This is a genomic window from Streptomyces olindensis, from assembly GCF_040645895.1.
Classification (GTDB): Bacteria; Actinomycetota; Actinomycetes; order Streptomycetales; family Streptomycetaceae; genus Streptomyces; species Streptomyces olindensis.
This window is the reverse complement of sequence record NZ_JBEYZD010000018.1, coordinates 120669-144266: the sequence shown is the minus strand read 5'-3', so window position 1 is coordinate 144266 and position 23598 is coordinate 120669. Positions and strand designations below refer to the sequence as shown.

At 70.6% G+C, this 23598-nt stretch carries 21 protein-coding genes and 1 pseudogene; 16 read left to right on the top strand and 6 right to left on the bottom strand.

What is annotated here, in order from left to right; translation table 11 throughout:
• Positions 1-95: 95 nt before the first annotated feature.
• Positions 96-2264 (top strand): annotated as a pseudogene (relA, locus tag ABZ948_RS14510) (GTP pyrophosphokinase); the annotation flags it as partial.
• A gap of 70 nt (positions 2265-2334) precedes the next feature.
• Here relA and ABZ948_RS14505 read toward each other — a convergent pair.
• The gene (locus ABZ948_RS14505; protein WP_359759389.1) at positions 2335-3564 is read right to left on the bottom strand and encodes a DUF349 domain-containing protein; all 1230 of its coding nucleotides are present in this window, start codon (positions 3562-3564) and stop codon (positions 2335-2337) included.
• Positions 3565-3700: 136 nt separating this feature from the next.
• Complete coding sequence (locus ABZ948_RS14500; RefSeq protein WP_359759387.1) at positions 3701-4546, bottom strand: peptidylprolyl isomerase; 846 nt, start codon at positions 4544-4546, stop codon at positions 3701-3703.
• A 167-nt stretch (positions 4547-4713) separates the two neighbouring features.
• Between ABZ948_RS14500 and ABZ948_RS14495 the strand changes: the two genes are divergently transcribed.
• Both ABZ948_RS14495 and hisS read left to right on the top strand, forming a co-directional pair.
• On the top strand, positions 4714-5421 hold the full coding sequence (locus ABZ948_RS14495) for an MBL fold metallo-hydrolase (protein WP_031116600.1): 708 nt from the start codon (positions 4714-4716) through the stop codon (positions 5419-5421).
• Between the two features lie 11 nt (positions 5422-5432).
• Complete coding sequence (gene hisS, locus ABZ948_RS14490) at positions 5433-6695, top strand: histidine--tRNA ligase (protein WP_359759384.1); 1263 nt, start codon at positions 5433-5435, stop codon at positions 6693-6695.
• A gap of 72 nt (positions 6696-6767) precedes the next feature.
• Here the strand turns inward: hisS and ABZ948_RS14485 are convergent, their stop codons facing one another.
• Genes ABZ948_RS14485 through ABZ948_RS14470 form a run of 4 tightly spaced genes read right to left on the bottom strand, consistent with a single transcriptional unit; the run spans position 6768 to position 10283 of the window.
• Positions 6768-7394 (bottom strand): response regulator, encoded by a 627-nt coding sequence (locus ABZ948_RS14485; protein ID WP_359759382.1) that lies wholly within the window; start codon positions 7392-7394, stop codon positions 6768-6770.
• The gene (locus tag ABZ948_RS14480) at positions 7391-8578 is read right to left on the bottom strand and encodes a sensor histidine kinase (RefSeq protein ID WP_359759380.1); all 1188 of its coding nucleotides are present in this window, start codon (positions 8576-8578) and stop codon (positions 7391-7393) included. The genes ABZ948_RS14485 and ABZ948_RS14480 overlap by 4 nt, the downstream gene beginning before the upstream one ends.
• A complete protein-coding gene (locus tag ABZ948_RS14475; RefSeq protein ID WP_359759378.1) occupies positions 8575-9420 on the bottom strand; it encodes an ABC transporter permease in 846 nt (281 codons plus the stop codon). The genes ABZ948_RS14480 and ABZ948_RS14475 overlap by 4 nt, the downstream gene beginning before the upstream one ends.
• Entirely contained in the window at positions 9417-10283 is an 867-nt protein-coding gene (locus ABZ948_RS14470; RefSeq protein WP_359759377.1) for an ABC transporter ATP-binding protein, read from the bottom strand. Before ABZ948_RS14470 ends, ABZ948_RS14475 begins: the two co-directional genes overlap by 4 nt.
• 143 nt (positions 10284-10426) lie before the next feature.
• On the opposite strand from ABZ948_RS14470, the gene ABZ948_RS14465 reads away from it, so the two are divergent.
• The 13 genes from ABZ948_RS14465 (at position 10427) to aroB (ending at position 23598) form a co-directional block, all read left to right on the top strand.
• Positions 10427-11083: a vitamin K epoxide reductase family protein gene (locus ABZ948_RS14465; protein WP_359759375.1), complete on the top strand. Its 657-nt coding sequence runs from the start codon at positions 10427-10429 to the stop codon at positions 11081-11083.
• Between the two features lie 56 nt (positions 11084-11139).
• Positions 11140-12495: a replication-associated recombination protein A gene (locus tag ABZ948_RS14460; protein WP_359759373.1), complete on the top strand. Its 1356-nt coding sequence runs from the start codon at positions 11140-11142 to the stop codon at positions 12493-12495.
• A gap of 306 nt (positions 12496-12801) precedes the next feature.
• Positions 12802-13416, top strand: coding sequence for a 30S ribosomal protein S4 (gene rpsD / locus ABZ948_RS14455; protein ID WP_010046470.1), 615 nt, complete (start codon positions 12802-12804; stop codon positions 13414-13416).
• 151 nt (positions 13417-13567) lie between these two features.
• Complete coding sequence (locus tag ABZ948_RS14450) at positions 13568-14032, top strand: DUF948 domain-containing protein (protein ID WP_078651120.1); 465 nt, start codon at positions 13568-13570, stop codon at positions 14030-14032.
• A 9-nt stretch (positions 14033-14041) separates the two neighbouring features.
• Positions 14042-14386 (top strand): hypothetical protein, encoded by a 345-nt coding sequence (locus ABZ948_RS14445; protein WP_359759370.1) that lies wholly within the window; start codon positions 14042-14044, stop codon positions 14384-14386.
• Positions 14386-17058 (top strand): alanine--tRNA ligase, encoded by a 2673-nt coding sequence (gene alaS / locus ABZ948_RS14440; protein WP_359759368.1) that lies wholly within the window; start codon positions 14386-14388, stop codon positions 17056-17058. Before ABZ948_RS14445 ends, alaS begins: the two co-directional genes overlap by 1 nt.
• Before the next feature lie 15 nt (positions 17059-17073).
• Complete coding sequence (ruvX, locus tag ABZ948_RS14435; RefSeq protein ID WP_031116611.1) at positions 17074-17538, top strand: Holliday junction resolvase RuvX; 465 nt, start codon at positions 17074-17076, stop codon at positions 17536-17538.
• A gap of 122 nt (positions 17539-17660) precedes the next feature.
• Positions 17661-19361 carry an endolytic transglycosylase MltG gene (gene mltG, locus ABZ948_RS14430; RefSeq protein ID WP_359759366.1) on the top strand — a complete coding sequence of 567 codons (1701 nt, stop codon included), beginning with the start codon at positions 17661-17663 and terminating at the stop codon, positions 19359-19361.
• An 11-nt stretch (positions 19362-19372) separates the two neighbouring features.
• A complete protein-coding gene (locus tag ABZ948_RS14425) occupies positions 19373-20203 on the top strand; it encodes a shikimate dehydrogenase (RefSeq protein WP_359759364.1) in 831 nt (276 codons plus the stop codon).
• Between the two features lie 51 nt (positions 20204-20254).
• A complete protein-coding gene (locus ABZ948_RS14420) occupies positions 20255-20677 on the top strand; it encodes a hypothetical protein (RefSeq protein WP_359759362.1) in 423 nt (140 codons plus the stop codon).
• A gap of 136 nt (positions 20678-20813) precedes the next feature.
• Positions 20814-21998, top strand: coding sequence for a chorismate synthase (gene aroC, locus ABZ948_RS14415; RefSeq protein WP_359759360.1), 1185 nt, complete (start codon positions 20814-20816; stop codon positions 21996-21998).
• Positions 21995-22510, top strand: a complete 516-nt coding sequence (locus ABZ948_RS14410; protein WP_359759358.1) for a shikimate kinase — start codon at positions 21995-21997, stop codon at positions 22508-22510. Before aroC ends, ABZ948_RS14410 begins: the two co-directional genes overlap by 4 nt.
• Positions 22507-23598, top strand: a complete 1092-nt coding sequence (aroB, locus tag ABZ948_RS14405; RefSeq protein ID WP_359759356.1) for a 3-dehydroquinate synthase — start codon at positions 22507-22509, stop codon at positions 23596-23598. Before ABZ948_RS14410 ends, aroB begins: the two co-directional genes overlap by 4 nt.

The following is a 23598-nucleotide window of genomic DNA, read 5'->3' as shown; positions in this document are numbered from 1 at the left end:
CCGGGGACATGTAGTGCGGGGTGCCCATGGCGATGCCGGTGCCGGTCAGCCGGGACGTGAAGCCGATGTCGTGGCCGAGCCGGGCGATGCCGAAGCGCCAGATCGAGCGCGCCTACCAGGTCGCCGAGCGCTGGCACCGCGGCCAGAAGCGCAAGAGCGGCGACCCGTACATCACGCATCCGCTCGCCGTGACGACGATCCTCGCCGAGCTGGGCATGGATCCGGCCACGCTGATGGCGGGCCTGCTGCACGACACGGTCGAGGACACCGAATACGGCCTGGACGACCTGCGCCGCGACTTCGGCGACGTCGTCACCCTGCTCGTCGACGGCGTCACCAAGCTGGACAAGGTCAAGTTCGGTGAGGCCGCGCAGGCCGAGACCGTGCGCAAGATGGTCGTCGCCATGGCCAAGGACCCCCGCGTCCTGGTCATCAAGCTCGCCGACCGCCTGCACAACATGCGCACCATGCGCTACCTCAAGCGCGAGAAGCAGGAGAAGAAGGCGCGCGAGACCCTGGAGATCTACGCGCCGCTCGCCCACCGCCTGGGCATGAACACCATCAAGTGGGAGCTGGAGGACCTCGCCTTCGCGATCCTCTACCCCAAGATGTACGACGAGATCGTCCGGCTGGTGGCCGAGCGGGCACCGAAGCGTGACGAGTACCTGGCCATCGTCACCGACGAGGTCCAGCAGGACCTGCGCGCGGCCCGCATCAAGGCGACCGTCACCGGCCGGCCCAAGCACTACTACAGCGTCTACCAGAAGATGATCGTCCGCGGCCGGGACTTCGCGGAGATCTACGACCTGGTGGGCATCCGCGTCCTCGTGGACACCGTCCGCGACTGCTACGCGGCCCTCGGCACGGTGCACGCGCGATGGAACCCGGTCCCCGGCCGGTTCAAGGACTACATCGCGATGCCCAAGTTCAACATGTACCAGTCGCTGCACACGACGGTCATCGGTCCCGGCGGGAAGCCGGTCGAGCTGCAGATCCGCACGTTCGACATGCACCGCCGCGCCGAGTACGGCATCGCCGCGCACTGGAAGTACAAGCAGGAAGCCGTCGCCGGCGCCTCCAAGGTGCGCACGGACGCGCCCAAGTCCTCCGGCAAGGACAAGGACGCCATCAACGACATGGCGTGGCTGCGGCAGCTCCTGGACTGGCAGAAGGAGACCGAGGACCCGGGCGAGTTCCTGGAGTCGCTGCGCTTCGACCTCTCGCGCAACGAGGTCTTCGTCTTCACGCCCAAGGGCGACGTCATAGCGCTCCCGGCGGGCGCCACTCCCGTCGACTTCGCGTACGCCGTGCACACGGAGGTCGGCCACCGCACCATAGGCGCCCGCGTCAACGGCCGCCTGGTCCCGCTGGAGTCCACGCTCGACAACGGCGACCTGGTCGAGGTCTTCACCTCCAAGGCACCCGGCGCCGGTCCGTCCCGCGACTGGCTCGGCTTCGTCAAGTCGCCGCGCGCCCGCAACAAGATCCGGGCCTGGTTCTCCAAGGAACGCCGCGACGAGGCGATCGAGCAGGGCAAGGACGCCATCGTCCGCGCGATGCGCAAGCAGAACCTGCCGATCCAGCGCATCCTGACTGGCGACTCCCTGGTGACCCTGGCGCACGAGATGCGCTACGCCGACATCTCCGCGCTGTACGCGGCGATCGGCGAGGGCCACGTCTCCGCACAGAACATCGTGCAGAAGCTCGTGCAGGCACTCGGCGGCGAGGAGGCGGCCACCGAGGAGATCGACGAGTCGGTCCCGCCGGCCCGCGGGCGCAGCCGCAAGCGGCGCTCCAGCGCCGATCCGGGCGTCGTCGTCAAGGGCGTCGAGGACGTGTGGGTCAAGCTGGCCCGCTGCTGCACACCCGTCCCGGGCGATCCCATCATCGGGTTCGTCACCCGCGGCAGTGGCGTATCGGTTCACCGCAGCGACTGCGTGAACGTCGACTCGCTCTCCCGGGAGCCCGAGCGCATCCTCGACGTAGAGTGGGCGCCCACGCAGTCCTCGGTCTTCCTGGTCGCCATCCAGGTCGAGGCCCTGGACCGCTCCCGGCTCCTCTCGGACGTCACCCGCGTGCTGTCCGACCAGCACGTCAACATCCTCTCCGCGGCCGTCCAGACCTCCCGCGACCGCGTCGCCACGTCCCGCTTCACCTTCGAGATGGGCGACCCGAAGCACCTCGGCCACGTGCTGAAGGCGGTCCGGGGCGTGGAGGGCGTCTACGACGTGTACCGGGTGACCTCGGCGCGCAGCAGGGCGTAACCCCGCGTAGCGACCACACGAAAGGGGCTCCCGTACGACGTGTACGGGAGCCCCTTTCGGATCCGGCCGGTCAGCCGCCGAACTCCTGCAGGCCCTTCAGCGCCTGGTCCAGCAGCGCCTGGCGGCCCTCCAGCTCACGCTCGAGCTTGTCGGCCTTGGCGTTGTTGCCCTGCGCCCGGGCCTGCTCGATCTGGCCCCGCAGCTTGTCCACCGCGGCCTGGAGCTGGCCGGTCAGACCCTCGGCACGCGCGCGGGCCTCCGGGTTCGTCCGGCGCCACTCGGCCTCCTCGGCCTCCTGGATGGCCCGCTCCACGGCGTGCATCCGCCCCTCGACCTTCGGCCGGGCGTCGCGCGGCACGTGGCCGATGGCCTCCCAGCGCTCGTTCACGTTCCGGAACGCGGCGCGGGCCGCCTTCAGGTCCGTGATCGGCAGGAGCTTCTCGGCCTCCTCGGCCAGCTCCTCCTTGAGCTTGAGGTTCTCCGCCTGCTCGGCGTCCCGCTCGGCGAAGACCGAGCTGCGCGCGGCGAAGAAGACGTCCTGGGCGCCGCGGAAGCGGTTCCACAGATCGTCCTCGTGCTCGCGCTGGGCGCGGCCCGCGGCCTTCCACTCGGCCATCAGCTCGCGGTAACGCGCCGCCGTCGCACCCCAGTCCGTCGAGTTCGACAGGGCCTCGGCCTCGGCGACCAGCCGCTCCTTGGTCTTGCGGGCCTCCTCGCGCTGCGCGTCGAGCTGCGCGAAGTGCTGCTTGCGCCGCTTGGAGAACGCCGACCGCGCGTGCGAGAACCGGTGCCACAGCTCGTCGTCGGACTTGCGGTCCAGCCGCGGCAGGCCCTTCCAGGTGTCCACCAGGGCCCGCAGCCGCTCACCGGCCGCCCGCCACTGGTCGGACTGCGCCAGCTGCTCGGCCTCGGCGACCAGGTCCTCCTTGGCCTTGCGCGCCTCGTCGGACTGCTTCGCCCGCTGCGCCTTGCGCTGCTCCCGGCGCGCCTCCACCAGCTCCACGAGCTTGTCCAGCCGGACCCGCAGGGCGTCCAGATCGCCCACCGCGTGGTGCGCGTCGACCTGCTCCCGGATGTGGTCGATGGCGGCCTGGGCGTCCTTCGCCGACAGGTCGGTGGTCTTCACTCGCTTCTCGAGGAGGCCGATCTCGACAACCAGGCCCTCGTACTTGCGCTCGAAATAGGCCAGCGCCTCCTCGGGGGAGCCCGCCTGCCAGGAACCGACGACCTGCTCGCCGTCGGCCGTACGCACGTACACGGTCCCCGTCTCGTCGACGCGGCCCCACGGGTCGCTGCTCACAGCGCCTCCTCCACATGATGCCTGCGAGGGGCCTGAAGCTCCCCCGGGCATCGTCCACAGTTTCGTCACGGCCAACATAGGCGACCGGCGGGGGGCCTGTCCGCATCCCGCGCGACCGAAATTTCGCAGTTGAGGGTCAGGATTTCGTGACCGTGGCCTTGTTGATCACGACCGTCGCGTTGGGCGCGGTGTTGCCCGTCTGAGGGTCGGGAGCCTGGGCCCCGGCATCGGCGATCTTCTTCAGGACCTTCATGCCCGCCTCGGACACCGTACCGAACGGTGTGTAGTCGGGCGGCAGCTGACTGTCCTGGTAGACGAGGAAGAACTGGCTGCCACCGGTGTCGCGGCCCTGCTTCGTCTGGGCGTTGTACTGGTTGGCCATCGCGACCGTGCCCGCCGGGTAGATCCCGCCCTTGAGGCTCTTGTCCTTGAGGTTCTCGTCCGGGATGGTGTAGCCCGGTCCGCCCATGCCGGTGCCCTGCGGGTCGCCGCACTGCAGGACGTAGATGCCCTGGTTGGTGAGCCGGTGGCACTTGGTGTGGTCCAGGTAGCCCTTGCCGAGCAGGAAGTTGAACGAGTTGACGGTGTGCGGCGCCGCCGACGCCTTCAGCGCGATGTCTATCCCGCCGCAGGTCGTGTCCAGCTTCATCGTGTACTTCGCCGACTCGTCGATGGTCATGGCCGGTTCCTTCTTCCAGGTCTCCGACTTGACCTTGCCCGGGGCGGGCTTCTCGCAGGGGTCCGGGGCCTTGCTGGGCGAGGCGCTCGGGGTGACCTCCGCGTTCGCGTTCTCCGACGTGCCGTCGTCTTCGAACGGCTTGGTCAGCACGGCCGCCACGACGAGCACCACCGTCACGCCGAGAACAGAGGCGATCACGGAGTTGCGGATCCGGGCCTTGCGTCGCGCGTCGGTGCGTCGCTGCTGCTGCCGCAAGTACTTCTCACGGGCGAGCTGTCGCCGCCGCTGTTCCTGGCTGACCACCGGGTTCTCTCCTCATGCGTCTGATACGTCGACCGGTACGCGTGGGGCCTGTGCGCCGACCGCCTGCGTGTGCCCCGTACCGTATATGGGTTCGCTGAGGAATCGGCAGCGCCGGTAGGCTCTGACGACAGCCGCAGCCGCCCGTACCGACACAACGAAGGACGATCGTGCTCATTGCCGGGTTCCCCGCCGGGGCCTGGGGGACGAACTGCTACCTCGTCGCCCCCGCCGCCGGTGAGGAGTGCGTGATCATCGACCCCGGCCATCAGGCCGCCGACGGCGTCGAGGAAGCGATCAGGAAGCATCGGCTCAAGCCCGTCGCCGTCGTCCTCACCCACGGCCACCTCGACCACGTGGCCTCGGTCGTCCCGGTGTGCGGCGCGCACGACGTGCCCGCCTGGATCCACCCCGACGACCGGTACATGATGAGCGACCCCGAGAAGGCGCTCGGCCGTTCCATCGGGATGCCGCTGCTGGGCGAGCTGACCATCGGGGAGCCGGATGACGTCAAGGAGCTGGCCGACGGGGCGAAGCTGGAGCTGGCGGGCCTGGAGCTGTCCGTCGCGCACGCGCCGGGCCATACCAAGGGGTCGGTGACCTTCGGCATGCCCGAGGCGGCGGACATCCCGCCGATCCTGTTCTCGGGCGACCTGCTGTTCGCCGGCTCCATCGGACGCACCGACCTGCCCGGCGGTGACATGGCCGAGATGCTCGACTCGCTGGCCCGCGTGTGCCTGCCGCTCGACGACTCGACCGTGGTGCTGTCCGGCCACGGCCCCCAGACGACCATCGGCCAGGAGCGCGCCACCAACCCGTATCTGCGGCAGGTGGCGGCCGGCCAGGGAGCACAGCCCGCTCCCCGACGAGGAATGTGACGAGACCTTCCGTGAGCACCTTCAAGGCCCCCAAGGGCACGTACGACCTGATCCCGCCGGACAGCGCCACCTACCTGGCCGTCCGTGAGGCGATCGCCGCGCCGCTGCGCAACTCCGGCTACGGCTACATCGAGACGCCCGGCTTCGAGAACGTGGAGCTCTTCGCGCGCGGCGTCGGCGAGTCCACCGACATCGTCACGAAGGAGATGTACGCCTTCGAGACCAAGGGCGGCGACCGGCTCGCCCTGCGCCCCGAGGGCACGGCCTCGGTGCTGCGCGCCGCGCTGGAGGCCAATCTGCACAAGGCCGGCAACCTCCCGGTCAAGCTCTGGTACTCGGGCTCGTACTACCGCTACGAGCGCCCCCAGAAGGGCCGCTACCGCCACTTCTCGCAGGTCGGCGCCGAGGCGATCGGCGCGGAGGACCCGGCGCTCGACGCCGAGCTGATCATCCTGGCCGACCAGGCGTACCGCTCGCTGGGCCTGCAGAACTTCCGGATCCTGCTCAACAGCCTCGGCGACAAGGAGTGCCGCCCGGTGTACCGGACGGCGCTGCAGGAGTTCCTGCGCGGCCTGGACCTGGACGAGGACACCCTGCGCCGCGCGGACATCAACCCGCTGCGCGTCCTCGACGACAAGCGCCCGGAGGTCCAGAAGCAGCTGACCGACGCCCCGCTCCTGCGCGACTACCTGTGCGACGCCTGCAAGGCGTACCACGAGGAGGTCCGCGAGCTGATCACGGCGGCGGGCGTGGCCTTCGAGGACGACCCGAAGCTGGTCCGCGGCCTGGACTACTACACGCGCACCACCTTCGAGTTCGTCCACGACGGCCTCGGTTCCCAGTCCGCCGTCGGCGGTGGCGGCCGCTACGACGGTCTGTCCGAGATGATCGGCGGCCCCGCGCTGCCGTCCGTCGGCTGGGCCCTCGGCGTCGACCGCACGGTCCTCGCCCTGGAGGCGGAGGGCGTCGAGCTCGAACTGCCCGCCACCACCAGCGTGTTCGCCGTCCCGCTCGGCGAGGAGGCCCGCCGGGTGCTGTTCGCCAAGGTCACCGAGCTGCGCAAGAACGGCATCGCGGCCGACTTCTCCTACGGCGGCAAGGGCCTCAAGGGCGCGATGAAGAACGCCAACCGCAGCGGCGCCCGCTACACGATCGTCGCCGGCGAGCGCGACCTCGCCGAGGGCGTCGTCCAGCTCAAGGACATGGAGTCCGGCGAGCAGACGGCGGTGGGCGTGAACGAGATCGTGGCGGAACTGGAAGCCCGCCTGGGCTGAGGCACCGTCGAAGGCGCCGGGTCCGCGGCGGCCGGCCAGATGGTCGCCCGCCGCGCTCTCCCGGCGCCTTCGTCACTGCTCCAGCAACCCGTGCCGCAGCGCGCTGGTGACGGCCGCCGTCCGGTCGGCCACGCCGAGCTTGCCGAAGATCCGCAGCAGGTACGTCTTCACCGTCGACTCGCCTATGAACAGCCGGCGGCCGATCTCCGCGTTGGTGCAGCCCTCGGCGACCAGGCGCAGCACGGCCGTCTCCCGCGCCGACAGCCGCGGGCGCTCCGGCCTCGTCCGCAGCTGGTCCACCAGCCGTGCCGCCACGGAGGGAGCCAGCACGGTCTCGCCGCGTGCCGCCGCCCGGACGGCCTCCGCCAGCTCCGCACGCGGCAGGTCCTTCAGCAGATAGCCCGCCGCCCCGGCCTCCACGGCCCGCAGGATGTCCCGGTCGGTCTCGTACGTCGTCAGCACGACCACCCGGCACGGCAGCCCGGCCGCCGTCATCCGCACGATCGAGTCCACGCCCCCGCCGCCCGGCATACGCAGGTCCATCAGCACGATGTCGGGCCGCAACCGGGCCGCCAGCGCCTCCGCCTGCGGACCGTCGGACGCGTCGGCGACGACCTCCAGGTCGGGCTCCGCACTGAGCATCGCCCGCAGCCCCTCCCGTACGACGGGATGGTCGTCGGCCAGCACGATGCGGATCACGGCGTCTCCCTCCTCAGGACCGGCAGCCGCACGGTCACGGCCGTGCCGTCGCCCGGGGCGCTGCGCACCTCGGCCGTGCCGCCCACTTCGACGGCCCGGGCCCGCAGGCCCGCCAGACCGTACCCGCTCCGCACGGCGGCCGGGTCGAAGCCGCAGCCGTCGTCCCGCACGGACACCGTCAGCAGGTCGTCCGCGTACGTCACCGACACCCCCACCGTCACGGAACTCCCCGCGTGCCTACGGGCGTTGGCCAGCGCCTCCTGGCAGGCCCGCAGCGCCACCACCTCGGGCCCGGCGGGCAGCGCGCGCACCGGGCCGGACACCTCAAGCGCCGCGTCATGGCGCGTGGCGAGCCGCCGCAGCGCGTCCGGCAGGGACGCGCCGTCCAGGTCGGCGGGCGCGCCCCCGGCGACCAGGGCCCGGGCCTCGGCGAGGTTCTGCCGGGCCGTCTCGTCCATCAGCCGCAGATGGCGCCGCGCCGCAGGCAGGTCGTGCTCCAGCTCCGCCTCGACCGCCTGGATCAGCATCACCAGACTCGTGAACCCCTGCGCGAGCGTGTCGTGGATCTCCCGGGCCAGCCGCTCCCGCTCGGCCAGCGCCCCGTGCGCCTCGGACAGCCGCCCGACCTCATGGCGGCTCGCGTCCAGTTCCGCGATCAACTCGGCCCGGTCCTGGCTCTGTTCGATGATCCGGATGACCCAGATGCCGACGGCGATCGAGAACACGAAACTGACGAGGGAGAACAACGCGTTGAACGCCACGTCCCGGGCACCGGGCCGCCACAGCAGCGCCCAGCCCGCCACGGGCACGAGGTTCACCACGGCCACGGCCACCAGCGCCGACCGCAACCGCAGCGTCATGAAGCACTGCGGGATCAGCGCGAAGGCGAGCAGCCGCGTCTCGCCCACCAGGACCGCCGACGGCAGGACCAGGGCCAGCGCCGCCGCCAGGTAGCCGATCGCCTGCCGCTGGTCCGGCGGGTCGCCCCGGATCAGACGCCGCCCGCTCACCACGTACAGCGGGACCAGCGGGACGAGCAGCGCCGCCGCGACCGCGCGCAGCGGCCAGCCCGGCTGTCCCGTGGTGAGCACAGAGGCCACCGTGGCCACCCAGATCAGCGCGAAGTACGTGTCCCAGAGCCGGAACGAGCGCTCCCAGTGGTAGGCGCTCGCGGCATCGCTCATCCGGTGCGCCGGTCCTTCCAGCGGAACGTCAGCAGACACAGCGCCAATCCTCCGGCGCACCACGCCGCGAGCACCAGGGCCACGCGCCCCAGCTCCCAACTCCCCGCCTGCTCCAGCACTTGAGCCGACTCCGGCAGGAACACCCCGCGCAGCCCCTGGCACATCCACTTCAGCGGGAACAGCGCCCCGACGGTCAGCATCCAGTCCGGGATGGTGCCGATGGCGATGTACACGCCGGAGATGAACTGCAGCACCAGGAAGGGCAGGACGACCACGGACGACGCGCTGTTCGCCGACCTCGGCACCGAACTGATCGCGATGCCCAGCAGGGCGCACGCCGTGATCCCCAGCGCGAAGATCCACGCCAGGTCGAACCAGCGGCCCGCGTCCGAGGGCAGGTCCACGTCGTACAGGGTCGTGCCGACGAGGAGCAGCACCGCCGTCTCCAGCAGACCGGTGAACAGAACCAGCCAGATCTTCCCGAGGAAGTACGCCGCCGGCGGCATCGGCGTACCCCGAAGCCGGCGCAGCACCTTCTCCTCCCGCTCGATCGCGATCGAGACCCCGAGCGCCTGGAAACTCGTCGACATGATCCCGGCCGCCATCATCGCCGGGACGTACAGCTGCGAGGCGGTGACGCCCGCGCCCTCCACGTCGTCCCGGAAGATCGACGCGAACAGGAACAGGAAGATCACCGGGAAGGCGAACGTGAACACCACCTGGTCGCGCTGCCGGAAGAACTGCCTGATCTCCAGGCGGCCCCGCCGCAGGCCCAGCCCCCACGCCCCGGGCAGCCGGCCCGCGCCGACCGCCGTCCGGTCCTCCTCGACGGTCGTGGTCATGCCGGGGCCTCCTGTCCGGTCAGCCGGAGGTAGACGTCCTCCAGAGTGGGGCGGCTCACCGTCAGCCCCGGGATCTCGCCGTCGAAGCGCCGCGTGAGCCCGGCGATCGTCCTGGTCGGCGTCCCGGTGCGCTCCGCGCGCGGGGTGCCGTCCGGCTCGGTCCAGGTGACGACGGCCTCACTGCCGAACCGGTCCCGCAGCGCCCCGGGCTCGCCCTCGGCGACGATCCGGCCCCGCGCGACGATCGCCAGCCGGTGGGCCAGGGCCTCCGCCTCCTCCAGGTAGTGCGTGGTCAGCAGGATGGTCGTGCCGTCGTCGGCCAGGGCGCGGATCAGGGACCAGAACTGCCGCCGGGCCGCCGGGTCGAACCCGGTCGTCGGCTCGTCCAGGAGCAGCAGATCCGGACCGCCGATCACGCCGAGCGCCACGTCCAGGCGCCGGCGCTGACCGCCCGAGAGCGCCTTGATCCGGCTGTCCGCCTTGGCCTCCAGACCGACCAGGCCGATGACCTCCTCCGGGTTCCGCGGCCGCGGATAGTAGCGGGCGAAGTGCCGCACGGTCTCGCGGACCGTCAACTCCGCGGGCGCCGATTCGTCCTGCCAGACGATTCCGACACGTGAGCGCCACGCGCGCGTGCCGGTCGCCGGGTCCGCCCCGAGCACCGACACCTCACCCGCGTCCCGGTCCCGGTTGCCCTGGAGGATCTCCACCGTGGTGCTCTTGCCCGCGCCGTTGGGTCCGAGCAGGCCGAACACCTCGCCGCGCCGGATGCCGAGGTCGATGCCGTCGACGGCGGTCACGCCTCCGTAGCGCTTGCGCAGACCCCGCACCTCGACGGCGAGGTCGTACCCCTGTGCTGTCATGCGACGAGCGTCCGGCCGGAACGCACCCCTCGGGGACGACCGGGCGGACATCCTTATGTCCACTGAACGGTGGACACACAGGCCGGTGCGGCACAATGACCCTGCCCGAAGATGTTCAGGTCTCAAGTGACGGAATCGGCGTGATGAGCAAGACGACAGTCAGGGACGTCTCCACGGAGCCCGAGCCGGAGCGCGCCGAGATCGCGCCCCGCACGGAGGGCGGCAGCCGGGCCTTCGCCCTGCTGCTGGTGATCACCGGCGCGGCCGGTCTGCTCGCCGCGTGGGTCATCACGCTCGACAAGTTCAAGCTCCTCGAGGCAAAGGTCGAGGGCAAGACCTTCACCCCGGGCTGCAGCCTCAACCCGGTCGTCTCCTGCGGCAGCGTCATGGAGAGCAAGCAGGCCGCCGTCTTCGGCTTCCCGAACCCGATGCTCGGCCTCGTCGCCTACGGCATCGTCATCGGTGTCGGCATGGCCCTGCTCGCCCGCGCCCGCTTCCCGCGCTGGTACTGGCTCACCTTCAACGCCGGCTGCCTGTTCGGCGTCGCCTTCTGCGCCTGGCTGATGTTCCAGTCCCTGTACCGGATCAACGCCCTGTGCCTGTGGTGCAGCCTCGCCTGGGTCGCCACGATCCTCATGTTCTGGTACGTCACGTCGTTCAACATCCGCAAGGGCTTCCTGCCCGCCCCGGGCTGGCTCAAGGGCTTCTTCGGCGAGTTCACCTGGGTCCTGCCCGTGCTGCACATCGGCATCATCGGCATGCTGATCCTGACCCGCTGGTGGGACTTCTGGACCAGCTGACCCGGGCGCTCAGGGGCCCGGACGGATTGTCAGTGCCGTGATTTAGGGTTTTGGACGTGGAGCCCGACCTGTTCACCGCCGCAGCCGAAGACCGCCAGGAGAAGGAGCCGTCCAGCAGCCCCCTGGCCGTGCGGATGCGCCCGCGCACGCTCGACGAGGTCGTGGGCCAGCAACACCTGCTGAAGCCGGGCTCACCCCTGCGCAGACTGGTCGGCGAGGGCGCCTCCGGCCCGGCCGGCGCCTCCTCGGTGATCCTGTGGGGCCCGCCCGGCACCGGCAAGACGACCCTGGCGTACGTCGTCTCCAAGGCGACCGACGCCCGCTTCGTGGAGCTGTCCGCGATCACCGCCGGCGTCAAGGAGGTCCGCGCGGTCATCGACGGCGCCCGCCGCGCCTCCGGCGGCTACGGCAAGGAGACCGTCCTCTTCCTCGACGAGATCCACCGCTTCAGCAAGGCCCAGCAGGACTCCCTGCTCCCGGCCGTCGAGAACCGCTGGGTGACGCTCATCGCGGCGACGACGGAGAACCCGTACTTCTCGGTGATCTCACCCCTGCTCTCCCGCTCCCTGCTGCTCACGCTCGAACCGCTCACGGACGACGACATCAGGGGCCTGGTCCGCCGCGCCCTTGCCGACGAGCGCGGCCTCAAGAGCGCCGTCGCCCTCCCCGAGGAGACCGAGAGCCACCTCCTGCGCATCGCCGGCGGCGACGCCCGCCGCGCCCTGACCGCCCTGGAGGCGGCCGCCGGAGCCGCCCTCGACAAGGGCGAGACGGAGATCGGCCTCACGACCCTGGAGGAGACGGTCGACCGGGCCGCCGTGAAGTACGACCGCGACGGCGACCAGCACTACGACGTGGCCAGCGCCCTGATCAAGTCCATCCGCGGCTCCGACGTCGACGCCGCCCTGCACTACCTGGCCCGCATGATCGAGGCCGGCGAGGACCCCCGCTTCATCGCCCGGCGCCTGATGATCTCCGCCAGCGAGGACATCGGCCTGGCGGACCCGACCGCCCTGCAGACGGCGGTCGCCGCCGCCCAGGCCGTCGCCATGATCGGCTTCCCCGAGGCCGCCCTCACCCTCAGCCACGCCACGATCGCGCTCGCCCTGGCGCCGAAGTCCAACGCCGCGACCACCGCCATCGGCGCCGCCCTGGAGGACGTGCGCAAGGGCCTGGCCGGACCGGTCCCCGCCCACCTGCGCGACAGCCACTACAAGGGCGCGACCAAGCTCGGCCACGGCCAGGGGTACGTGTACCCGCACGACCTGCCCGAGGGCATCGCCGCCCAGCAGTACGCCCCGGACGCCCTCAAGGACCGCGAGTACTACGAGCCGACCCGGCACGGCGCGGAGGCCCGCTACGCGGACGCGGTCGAGTGGACCCGCAAGAACCTCGGTCGAAAGCGGTCGTGAGGACCCTGTAAACTCGGTCGGAGTGCCGCGTCCCGTGCAGTCAGAACGGGACAGTCGGCCGGAGCCCCGATCCTCCGGGATCGGCTCCAGGAGCGTCGCGCACCGTCGAACGGTGTCGCGGGCAGCCCACCACCCCTCGTCGTACGGACGGGACCGGTCGGTGGGCCACTCGCGTGCTGCACGTATGTGCCCAGACCAGGGGAGCGGCTGCCCACCGAGGTCCACCAGGACCGAGGAGGGTTTCCCCGGCTGCGGATGCGACCTCCCTCAACCCTGACAAGCCGGAAACCAGGAAATGAGAAAGCAGTGGCGAACCAGTCCCGCCCCAAGGTCAAGAAGTCGCGTGCCCTCGGCATCGCGCTGACCCCGAAGGCCGTCAAGTACTTCGAGGCCCGCCCCTACCCGCCGGGTGAGCACGGCCGTGGCCGCAAGCAGAACTCGGACTACAAGGTCCGTCTGCTCGAGAAGCAGCGTCTGCGCGCGCAGTACGACGTGTCCGAGCGCCAGCTCGTCCGCGCCTACGAGCGTGCCTCCAAGGTCCAGGGCAAGACCGGTGAGGCCCTGATCATCGAGCTGGAGCGCCGTCTCGACGCCCTGGTCCTGCGTTCGGGCATCGCCCGCACGATCTACCAGGCCCGCCAGATGGTCGTCCACGGCCACATCGCGGTCAACGGCAAGAAGGTCGACAAGCCCTCCTTCCGTGTCCGCCCGGACGACGTGGTGCAGGTCCGCGAGCGCTCCAAGGAGAAGACGCTCTTCACGATCGCCCGTGAGGGTGGCTTCGCCCCCGACGGCGAGACCCCGCGCTACCTCCAGGTGAACCTCAAGGCCCTGGCGTTCCGCCTGGACCGCGAGCCGAACCGCAAGGAGATCCCGGTGATCTGCGACGAGCAGCTCGTCGTCGAGTACTACGCCCGCTGATCCTCGGCAGGCACGCGGTACCCCGGCCCGCCGTCTCCCCGCCCCTGTGGGCGGGCGAGGCGGCGGGCTTTCGCGATGGAACTGCGCCCGGCGGGTAATCCGGTACGGAGCGCCACCCCCGGCGCGATAGGCTCGTCGCACGACTTTTTCGATGTTCAGGCACGTTTCAGGGAGCGGGTGCACAGTGTCCGGTGGAGAGGTGGCCGGAATCCTGGTGGCCGTCTTCTGGGCGATCCTGGTCTCCTTCCTCGCCGTCGCGCTGGCGAGGCTGGCCCAGACGCTCAGGGCGACCACCAAGCTCGTGGCGGACGTGACCGACCAGGCCGTCCCGCTGCTGGCCGACGCATCCTCGGCGGTCCGCTCCGCGCAGACGCAGATCGACCGGGTCGACGCGATCGCCTCCGACGTCCAGGAGGTCACGTCGAACGCCTCCGCGCTGTCGACCACCGTCGCCTCCACCTTCGGCGGCCCCCTGGTCAAGGTCGCGGCCTTCGGCTACGGCGTGCGCCGGGCCCTCGGCGGCCGCAAGGAGGACGTGCCCGCCAAGACGCCGAGGCGTACCGTGATCGTGGGCCGCACGGTCTCTCGGCGCAGCTCCCGAGGGAAGAGGGACTGAGAGCCAGCGATGTTCCGCCACACCTTCTGGTTCACCACGGGCGTCGCCGCCGGTGTGTGGGCCACCACCAAGGTCAACCGCAAGCTGAAGCAGCTGACCCCCGAGAGCCTCGCCAGAACCGCCGGGAACAAGGCGATCGAGGCCGGTCACCGCCTCAAGGACCGCGCGGTGGACTTCGCGCTCGACGTCCGGGACAACATGGCCGTGCGGGAGGCCGAGTTGGGCGACGCACTCGGGATCAACGAGAACCCCGAACTCCCCGCACCCCGGCGGTACGCCGCCATCGAGAACCGCAGCAACCCGAAGTACGTCGACAGGACGACGTACTCGTACAACCGGAATGAGGACCACTGATGGAGTCGGCTGAGATCCGCCGCCGCTGGTTGAGCTTCTTCGAGGAGCGCGGTCACACCGTCGTCCCTTCGGCGTCGCTCATCGCGGACGACCCGACTCTGCTCCTCGTCCCGGCCGGCATGGTTCCGTTCAAGCCCTACTTCCTGGGTGAGGTCAAGCCGCCCTTCGCCCGTGCCACCAGCGTCCAGAAGTGCGTGCGCACGCCGGACATCGAAGAGGTCGGCAAGACCACCCGGCACGGCACGTTCTTCCAGATGTGCGGCAACTTCTCCTTCGGCGACTACTTCAAGGAAGGCGCCATCAAGCTCGCCTGGGAGCTGCTCACCAGCCCCCAGGACAAGGGCGGTTACGGCCTCGACCCCGAGCGCCTGTGGATCACCGTCTACAAGGACGACGACGAGGCCGAGCGCATCTGGCACGAGGTCGTCGGGGTGCCGAAGGAGCGCATCCAGCGCCTGGGCATGAAGGACAACTACTGGTCCATGGGCGTCCCCGGCCCGTGCGGTCCCTGCTCCGAGATCAACTACGACCGCGGCCCCGAGTTCGGCGTCGAGGGCGGCCCCGCCGTCAACGACGAGCGGTACGTGGAGATCTGGAACCTCGTCTTCATGCAGTACGAGCGCGGCGAGGGCATCGGCAAGGACAACTTCGAGATCCTCGGCGACCTGCCGAGCAAGAACATCGACACCGGCCTCGGCCTCGAGCGCCTCGCCATGATTCTGCAGGGCGTGCAGAACATGTACGAGATCGACACCTCGATGGCCGTCATCAACAAGGCCACCGAGCTGACCGGCGTCCGCTACGGCGACGCCCACGACTCGGACGTCTCCCTGCGCGTGGTCACCGACCACATGCGCACCTCCGTGATGCTCATCGGCGACGGCGTCACCCCGGGCAACGAGGGCCGCGGTTACGTGCTGCGCCGCATCATGCGCCGCGCCATCCGCAACATGCGCCTGCTCGGCGCCACCGGTCCGGTCGTCAAGGACCTGATCGACACCGTGATCGGCATGATGGGGCAGCAGTACCCCGAGCTGATCACCGACCGCGAGCGCATCGAGAAGGTCGCCCTCGCCGAGGAGAACGCCTTCCTCAAGACGCTGAAGGCCGGCACCAACATCCTCGACACGGCCGTCACCGACACCAAGGCCGCCGGCGGCACCGTCCTGCCCGGCGACAAGGCCTTCCTGCTCCACGACACCTGGGGCTTCCCGATCGACCTCACCCTGGAAATGGCCGCCGAGCAGGGCCTCTCCGTGGACGAGGAGGGCTTCCGCCGCCTGATGAAGGAGCAGCGGGAGCGCGCCAAGGCCGACGCCCAGGCCAAGAAGACCGGGCACGCCGGCGCCGGCGCCTACCGCGAGATCGCCGACCAGGCCGGTGCCACCGACTTCGTCGGCTACACCGACACCGAGAGCGAGTCCACGATCGTCGGCATCCTCGTCGACGGCGCCTCCTCGCCGGCCGCCACCGAGGGCGACGAGGTCGAGATCGTCCTCGACCGCACCCCGTTCTACGCCGAGGGCGGCGGCCAGATCGGCGACACCGGCCGCATCAAGGTCGACTCCGGCGCCGTCATCGAGATCCGCGACTGCCAGAAGCCGGTCCCGGGTGTCTACGTGCACAAGGGCGTCGTCCAGGTCGGCGAGGTCACCGTCGGCGCCAAGGCCCACGCCTCCATCGACGACCGCCGCCGCAAGGCCATCGCCCGCGCCCACTCGGCCACGCACCTGACCCACCAGGCCCTGCGCGACGCCCTCGGCCCGACGGCCGCCCAGGCCGGTTCCGAGAACCAGCCCGGCCGCTTCCGCTTCGACTTCGGCTCCCCGTCGGCCGTTCCGACGGCCGTGATGACCGACGTCGAGCAGAAGATCAACGAGGTGCTCGCCCGCGATCTCGACGTCCGTGCCGACGTCATGGGCATCGACGAGGCCAAGAAGCAGGGCGCCATCGCCGAGTTCGGCGAGAAGTACGGCGAGCGCGTGCGCGTTGTCACCATCGGCGACTTCTCCAAGGAGCTGTGCGGCGGCACGCACGTGCACAACACCGCCCAGCTGGGCCTGGTGAAGCTGCTCGGCGAATCCTCCATCGGCTCGGGTGTCCGCCGCATCGAGGCCCTGGTCGGTGTGGACGCCTACAACTTCCTCGCCCGTGAGCACACGGTCGTCGCCCAGCTCCAGGAGCTGATCAAGGGCCGCCCGGAGGAGCTCCCGGAGAAGGTCTCCGCCATGCTCGGCAAGCTGAAGGACGCCGAGAAGGAGATCGAGAAGTTCCGCGCCGAGAAGGTCCTCCAGGCCGCCGCCGGGCTCGCCGAGTCCGCCAAGGACGTCCGCGGTGTTGCTGTCGTGACGGGTCAGGTCCCGGACGGCACGACCGCCGACGACCTGCGCAAGCTCGTCCTCGACGTGCGCGGACGCATCCAGGGCGGCCGGGCCGCTGTCGTCGCCCTCTTCACGGTGGCGAACGGCAAGCCGCTCACGGTCATCGCCACCAACGACGCCGCCCGCGAGCGCGGTCTCAAGGCCGGCGACCTGGTCCGCACGGCCGCCAAGACCCTCGGCGGCGGCGGTGGCGGCAAGCCGGACGTCGCCCAGGGCGGCGGCCAGAACCCGGCCGCCATCGGCGACGCCGTGGACGCCGTCGAGCGACTCGTCGCCGAGACGGCCAAGTAAGAGACGGTCGAGAACATGCGCAGAGGACGTCGACTCGCGATCGACGTCGGGGACGCCCGCATCGGGGTCGCCTCGTGCGACCCCGACGGGATCCTCGCCACCCCGGTGGAGACGGTCCCGGGGCGTGACATCCCCGCAGCTCAGCGGCGGTTGAAGCAACTCGTCGAGGAGTACGAACCCCTTGAGGTCGTGGCCGGTCTCCCGCGCTCCCTCAAGGGCGGCGAGGGCCCGGCCGCGGTCAAGGTCCGCGGCTTCGTCCAGGAACTGGCGCGCATGATCGCCCCGGTTCCCGTCAGACTCGTCGACGAACGCATGACGACGGTGACGGCCACGCAGGGACTGCGCGCTTCGGGCGTGAAGTCCAAGAAGGGGCGGTCCGTCATCGACCAGGCAGCGGCTGTGGTCATCCTGCAACAGGCGCTCGAATCCGAACGGGTGTCAGGTAAAGCACCCGGCGAAGACGTCGAAGTGGTCATCTGATCGCGATACGGTAACGTTCCGCGCGATGCGGCGGGCATTCGAACAGCCGCCGCACAGCAAGAGGCGGGACGGGAGCCGAGCCGGAAGCCGCGTGACCGCCGCCTCGCGGCTCTAGGGGATCGATGACTGAGTATGGCCGGGGCCAAGGCTCCGAACCGTGGCATCCGGAGGACCCGTTGTACGGGGACGGCGGATGGGGAGGACAGCAGGCCCAGCAGGGTCAGCAGTCCCCCTACGGCGGCCAGCCGCAGCACTATCCAGAGCAGCCGCAGCAGCCGCAGTACGGCGACTGGGGCACCGGTGAGCAGGCCGGATACGGTCAGGCGCAGCAGCAGTATCAGTACGACCAGCAGTACGCGGCACAGGCCCACGGGCACCAGCAGTACCCGGGTCAGGGCGACCACCAGCAGCAGGCCCAGGGCTACCACCAGCAGCAGTACGACAACGGCGGCTGGCACACCGGCGCCCACCAGCAGGTCTCCTACCCCGGCGATCCGGCGGACCCGTACGGGCAGCAGACCGGCTCCTACGACGGGGGCCGGCAGGACTACTACGGCAGCCCCGAGGCGTATCCGCCCCCGGAGCCACCGGGCCGCCGACAGGCCGAACCGGAACCGGAGACCGACTGGGACCCCGGCCCCGACCAGGGCGAACACGCCTTCTTCGCGGGCGGGGACGACGATGACGACGAGCCGGGGGAGCGCCGGGGGCGCGAGGACAAGCGCGGACGCGGCGGCAAGCCCAAGAAGCGCCGCAACGGCACGGCCTGCCTGCTGGTCGTCCTGGTCCTCGGCGGCGGCATCGGCGGCGTCGGCTACTTCGGCTACCAGTTCTACCAGGATCGTTTCGGCGATGCCCCGGACTTCGCGGGGGACGGCAACGGACAGAAGGTGACCGTCGAGATTCCCAAGGGGGCGGGCGGCTACACGATCGGCCAAGTGCTGAAGTCCGCGGGCGTCGTCAAGAGCGTCGACGCGTTCGTCTCGGCCCAGGCCGGCAACCCCGACGGCCGAAGCATCCAGGACGGCGTGTACACGCTGCAGAAGCAAATGTCGGCCGAAAGCGCAGTCGAACTGATGCTCAGCCCGGAGAGCCGGGACAACCTGATCATCGCCGAGGGCAAGCGCAACGCCGACATCTACCGGCTCATCGACAAGCGGCTGGAGGTCAAGGAGGGCACCACCGCCGCGGTCGCCAAGAAGGACTACAAGAAGCTGGGCCTGCCCGCCTGGGCGCAGAACCACCCCAACGTCAAGGACCCGCTGGAAGGCTTCCTCTTCCCCTCGAGCTACGGGGTGAGCGAAGGCCAGAAGCCCGAGGACGTCCTGAAGCAGATGGTCAAGCGGGCCACCGAGACGTACGAGAGGTTCGGCGTCGAGAAGAAGGCCGAGAGCCTCGGACTCGAGAACCCCTGGCAGCTCGTCACCGTCGCCAGCCTGGTCCAGGCCGAAGGCACGAGCCACAGCGACTTCCGCAAGATGGCCGAGGTCGTCTACAACCGCATGAAGCCCGGGAACCCGCAGACCAACGGCATGCTGGAGTTCGACTCCACCTACAACTACATCAAGAACCAGAGCAAGATCGACCTGAGCCTGAGCGAACTGCGGAACTACGACAACCCGTACAACACGTACTTCCACAAGGGTCTGCCGCCCGGTCCGATCGACAACCCGGGAGAGGACGCCATCAAGGGCGCCCTCAACCCGACGGACGACGGCTGGTACTACTTCATCTCGCTCGACGGCAAGACCAGCAAGTTCACGAAGACGAACGCGGAACACCAGAAGCTGGTCGACCAGTTCAACGCCTCGCGGAACAACTGAGGAAACCTTTGATGGCCGCCGCACCACGCCGAGCCGCCGTACTCGGCTCCCCGATCGCCCACTCGCTCTCCCCGGTCCTGCACCGCGCCGCCTACCAGGAACTGGGGCTGAGCGGCTGGACGTACGACAGGTTCGAGGTGGATGAAGCCGGCCTGCCCGGGTTCTTCGACACGCTCGGCGCGGAATGGGCCGGGCTCTCGCTGACCATGCCGCTGAAGCGGGCCGTCATCCCGCTGCTCGACGAGATCAGCGAGACGGCGGCCTCGGTCGACGCGGTCAACACCGTCGTCTTCACCGAGGACGGCCGCCGGGCCGGTGACAACACCGACATCCCCGGCATGGTCGCCGCGCTGCGCGAGCACGGCATCGACAAGGTGGAGGCCGCCGCGATCATCGGAGCGGGCGCCACCGCCTCGTCCGCCCTGGCCGCGCTGGCGCGGATCTGCCCGGGCGAGATCGCCGTGTACGTGCGCAGCGAGGCCCGGGCCGCCGAGATGCGGCAGTGGGCGGAGCGGCTGGACGTCGCGGTGCGTATCGCCGACTGGGCGGACGCCGAGCAGGCGCTGCGCGCCCCGCTGGTGATCAGCACCACCCCGGCCGGCGTCACCGACGCCCTCGCCCGGTCCGTGCCGGAGCGGCCGGCGGCCCTCTTCGACGTGCTGTACGACCCCTGGCCGACCGCCCTCGCGGCCCGCTGGTCGGCGTACGGCGGCGCCGTCGTCAGCGGCCTCGACCTGCTGGTGCACCAGGCCGTGCTCCAGGTCGAGCAGATGACGGGGCTGGCCCCGGCACCCCTGGACGCCATGCGAAAAGCGGGCGAGCGCGCTCTCGCGGCCCGCTAGGATCCGCTCTCGGTTCCGCAGGGGGCGGAACAGGGGAGGGGAAGACCCGTCATGTCCGCAGGCCTGCCTCAGGCGTCCGTCAAGTCCCAGATATTCGAGTCCGTGCTGGGATTCCTGCCCGACTGGGTCCAGATCACGGTGCTCGCCCTGATCGTGCTCGCCGTCGTCGCGTCCTGGGTCGTGAAGATCAAGCGCAAGATCGCCCACCGGCGCGCCGTCCGCGGCGGGCAGCCCGTCCACGCGGCAGCCCGGTACGGGCAGGGGCGCGGGGCGGACCACCTGGGGGAGTACGCACCGCAGCAGACCCAGCCGACGCAGCCGGCACCGCAGCAGGCCAGTGGGGCCGACTTCCTCGGCGCCTACGGCCCGCGGCACGCCCAGCCCGCACAGCAGCCGAGCGGCGCCGACTTCCTGGGGGCGTACGCACCGCAGCAGCGTCAGGGCGACGGTCCGCCCGCGAGCGCGTCCGCTTGATGGACCGGCCGCCGGACGGACGGCCGGGACGTGGGAGGATCGGAGATGGCGGACCGGGCCGCGCACCCGGTCGGGCCGTCGCCGTACGGAGGACGCGCGTACGCAGCAGTACGGGCGCGAGCACTGAGGAGCACCGTTGAGCAGGTTGCGCTGGCTGACCGCGGGGGAGTCCCACGGTCCCGCACTCGTCGCGACGCTGGAGGGTCTTCCCGCCGGCGTGCCGATCACCACGGAGATGGTGGCGGATCACCTCGCGCGGCGGCGCCTGGGCTATGGGCGCGGTGCCCGGATGAAGTTCGAGCGGGACGAGGTCACCTTCCTCGGCGGTGTGCGCCACGGTCTCACGCTCGGCTCCCCGGTGGCGGTCATGGTGGGCAACACCGAGTGGCCGAAGTGGGAGCAGGTCATGGCGGCCGACCCGGTCGACGAGGAGGTGCTGGCGGGGCTCGCCCGTAACGCGCCGCTGACCCGTCCGCGCCCGGGCCACGCCGACCTGGCCGGCATGCAGAAGTACGGCTTCGACGAGGCCCGGCCGATCCTGGAGCGGGCCTCCGCGCGCGAGACGGCGGCCCGGGTGGCGCTGGGTGCGGTGGCCCGGTCGTACCTGAAGGAGACGACCGGCATCGAGATCGTCTCCCACGTCGTGGAGCTGGCTTCGGCGAAGGCGCCGCAGGGCGTGTACCCGACGCCGGCGGACGTGGAGCGGCTGGACGAGGACCCGGTGCGCTGCCTGGACGCGGACGCGTCGAAGGCGATGGTCGCCGAGATCGACCAGGCCCACAAGGACGGCGACACCCTCGGTGGCGTGGTGGAGATCCTCGCCTACGGCGTGCCCGTCGGGCTCGGTTCCCACGTGCACTGGGACCGCAAGCTCGATGCCCGGCTGGCCGGGGCGCTCATGGGGATCCAGGCGATCAAGGGCGTCGAGATCGGCGACGGCTTCGAGCTGGCCCGCGTCCCGGGGTCCAAGGCGCACGACGAGATCGTGAGGACCGACGAGGGCATCCGGCGTACCTCCGGCCGCTCCGGTGGCACGGAGGGTGGTCTGAGCACCGGTGAGCTGCTGCGGGTGCGTGCCGCGATGAAGCCGATCGCGACCGTCCCGCGCGCCCTGCAGACCGTGGACGTCACCACGGGCGAGGCCGCCCAGGCCCACCACCAGCGTTCCGACGTCTCCGCGGTCCCGGCCGCCGGCATCGTCGCCGAGGCCATGGTGGCCCTGGTGCTCGCGGACGCGGTGGCGGAGAAGTTCGGCGGTGACTCGGTGGCCGAGACCCGTCGGAACGTGACCTCGTACCTCGACAACCTCGCCATCCGATGACCGGCCCCCTGGTCGTCCTCGTCGGCCCGATGGGCGTGGGCAAGTCCACCGTCGGGCAGCTGCTGGCCGAACGGCTCGGCGTCTCCTACCGGGACACCGACGACGACATCGTCGCGGCGCAGGGCCGGACCATCGCCGAGATCTTCGTCGACGAGGGCGAGCCCGCCTTCCGGGCGATCGAGAAGCAGGCCGTGCACCGGGCGCTCGCCGAGCACGACGGCGTACTGGCGCTCGGCGGCGGCGCGATCCTCGACGCCGACACGCGGGCGCTGCTCGCCGGGCAGCGGGTGGTGTACCTGTCGATGGACGTCGAGGAGGCGGTCAAGCGCACCGGCCTCAACGCCGCCCGCCCGCTGCTCGCCGTCAACCCGCGCAAGCAGTGGCGCGAGCTGATGGAGGCCCGCCGGCACCTGTACGAGGAGGTCGCCACGGCCGTCGTCGCCACCGACGGCCGTACGCCCGAAGAGGTCACCCAAGTGGCTTTGGACGCACTGGAGTTGAAGGACGCATGACTGAGGCAGTGACGCGGATCCAGGTCGGCGGCACGGCGGGCACCGAGCCGTACGAGGTGCTGGTGGGCCGCCAACTCCTGGGCGAACTGGGCGCCTTGATCGGCGACAAGGCCAAGCGGGTCGCGATCGTCCACCCCGAGGCCCTGGCCGAGACCGGCGAGGCGCTCCGCGCCGACCTGGCCGGGCAGGGCTTCGAGGCCGTCGCCATCCAGGTGCCCAACGCGGAGGAGGCCAAGACCGCCGAGGTCGCCGCCTACTGCTGGAAGGCGCTCGGCCAGTCCGGGTTCACGCGCACCGACGTCATCGTCGGCGTCGGCGGCGGCGCGACCACGGACCTCGCCGGGTTCGTGGCCGCCACCTGGCTGCGCGGGGTGCGCTGGATCGCCATCCCCACCACCGTCCTCGCCATGGTCGACGCGGCCGTCGGCGGCAAGACCGGCATCAACACCGCCGAGGGCAAGAACCTCGTCGGCGCCTTCCACCCGCCCGCCGGTGTCCTCTGCGACCTGGCCGCGCTGGACTCCCTCCCGGTCAACGACTACGTCTCCGGGCTCGCCGAGGTCATCAAGGCCGGCTTCATCGCCGACCCGGTGATCCTCGACCTCATCGAGTTGGACCCCGAGGCCGCCCGCACCCCGGCCGGTCCGCACACCGCCGAGCTGATCGAGCGCTCCATCCGGGTCAAGGCCGACGTCGTCTCCTCGGACCTCAAGGAGTCGGGCCTGCGCGAGATCCTCAACTACGGCCACACGCTCGGCCACGCCATCGAGAAGAACGAGCGCTACAAGTGGCGGCACGGCGCAGCGGTCTCGGTGGGCATGCACTTCGCCGCCGAACTCGGCCGCCTGGCAGGCCGGCTCGACGACGCGACGGCCGACCGCCACCGCACGATCCTCGAATCGGTCGGGCTGCCCCTGCACTACCGCCACGACCAGTGGCCCAAGCTGCTGGAGACCATGAAGGTCGACAAGAAGTCCCGCGGCGACCTGTTGCGCTTCATCGTCCTCGACGGTCTGGCCAAGCCCACCGTCCTGGAGGGACCCGACCCGGCCGTGCTGCTCGCCGCGTACGGCGAAGTCGGGCAGTAA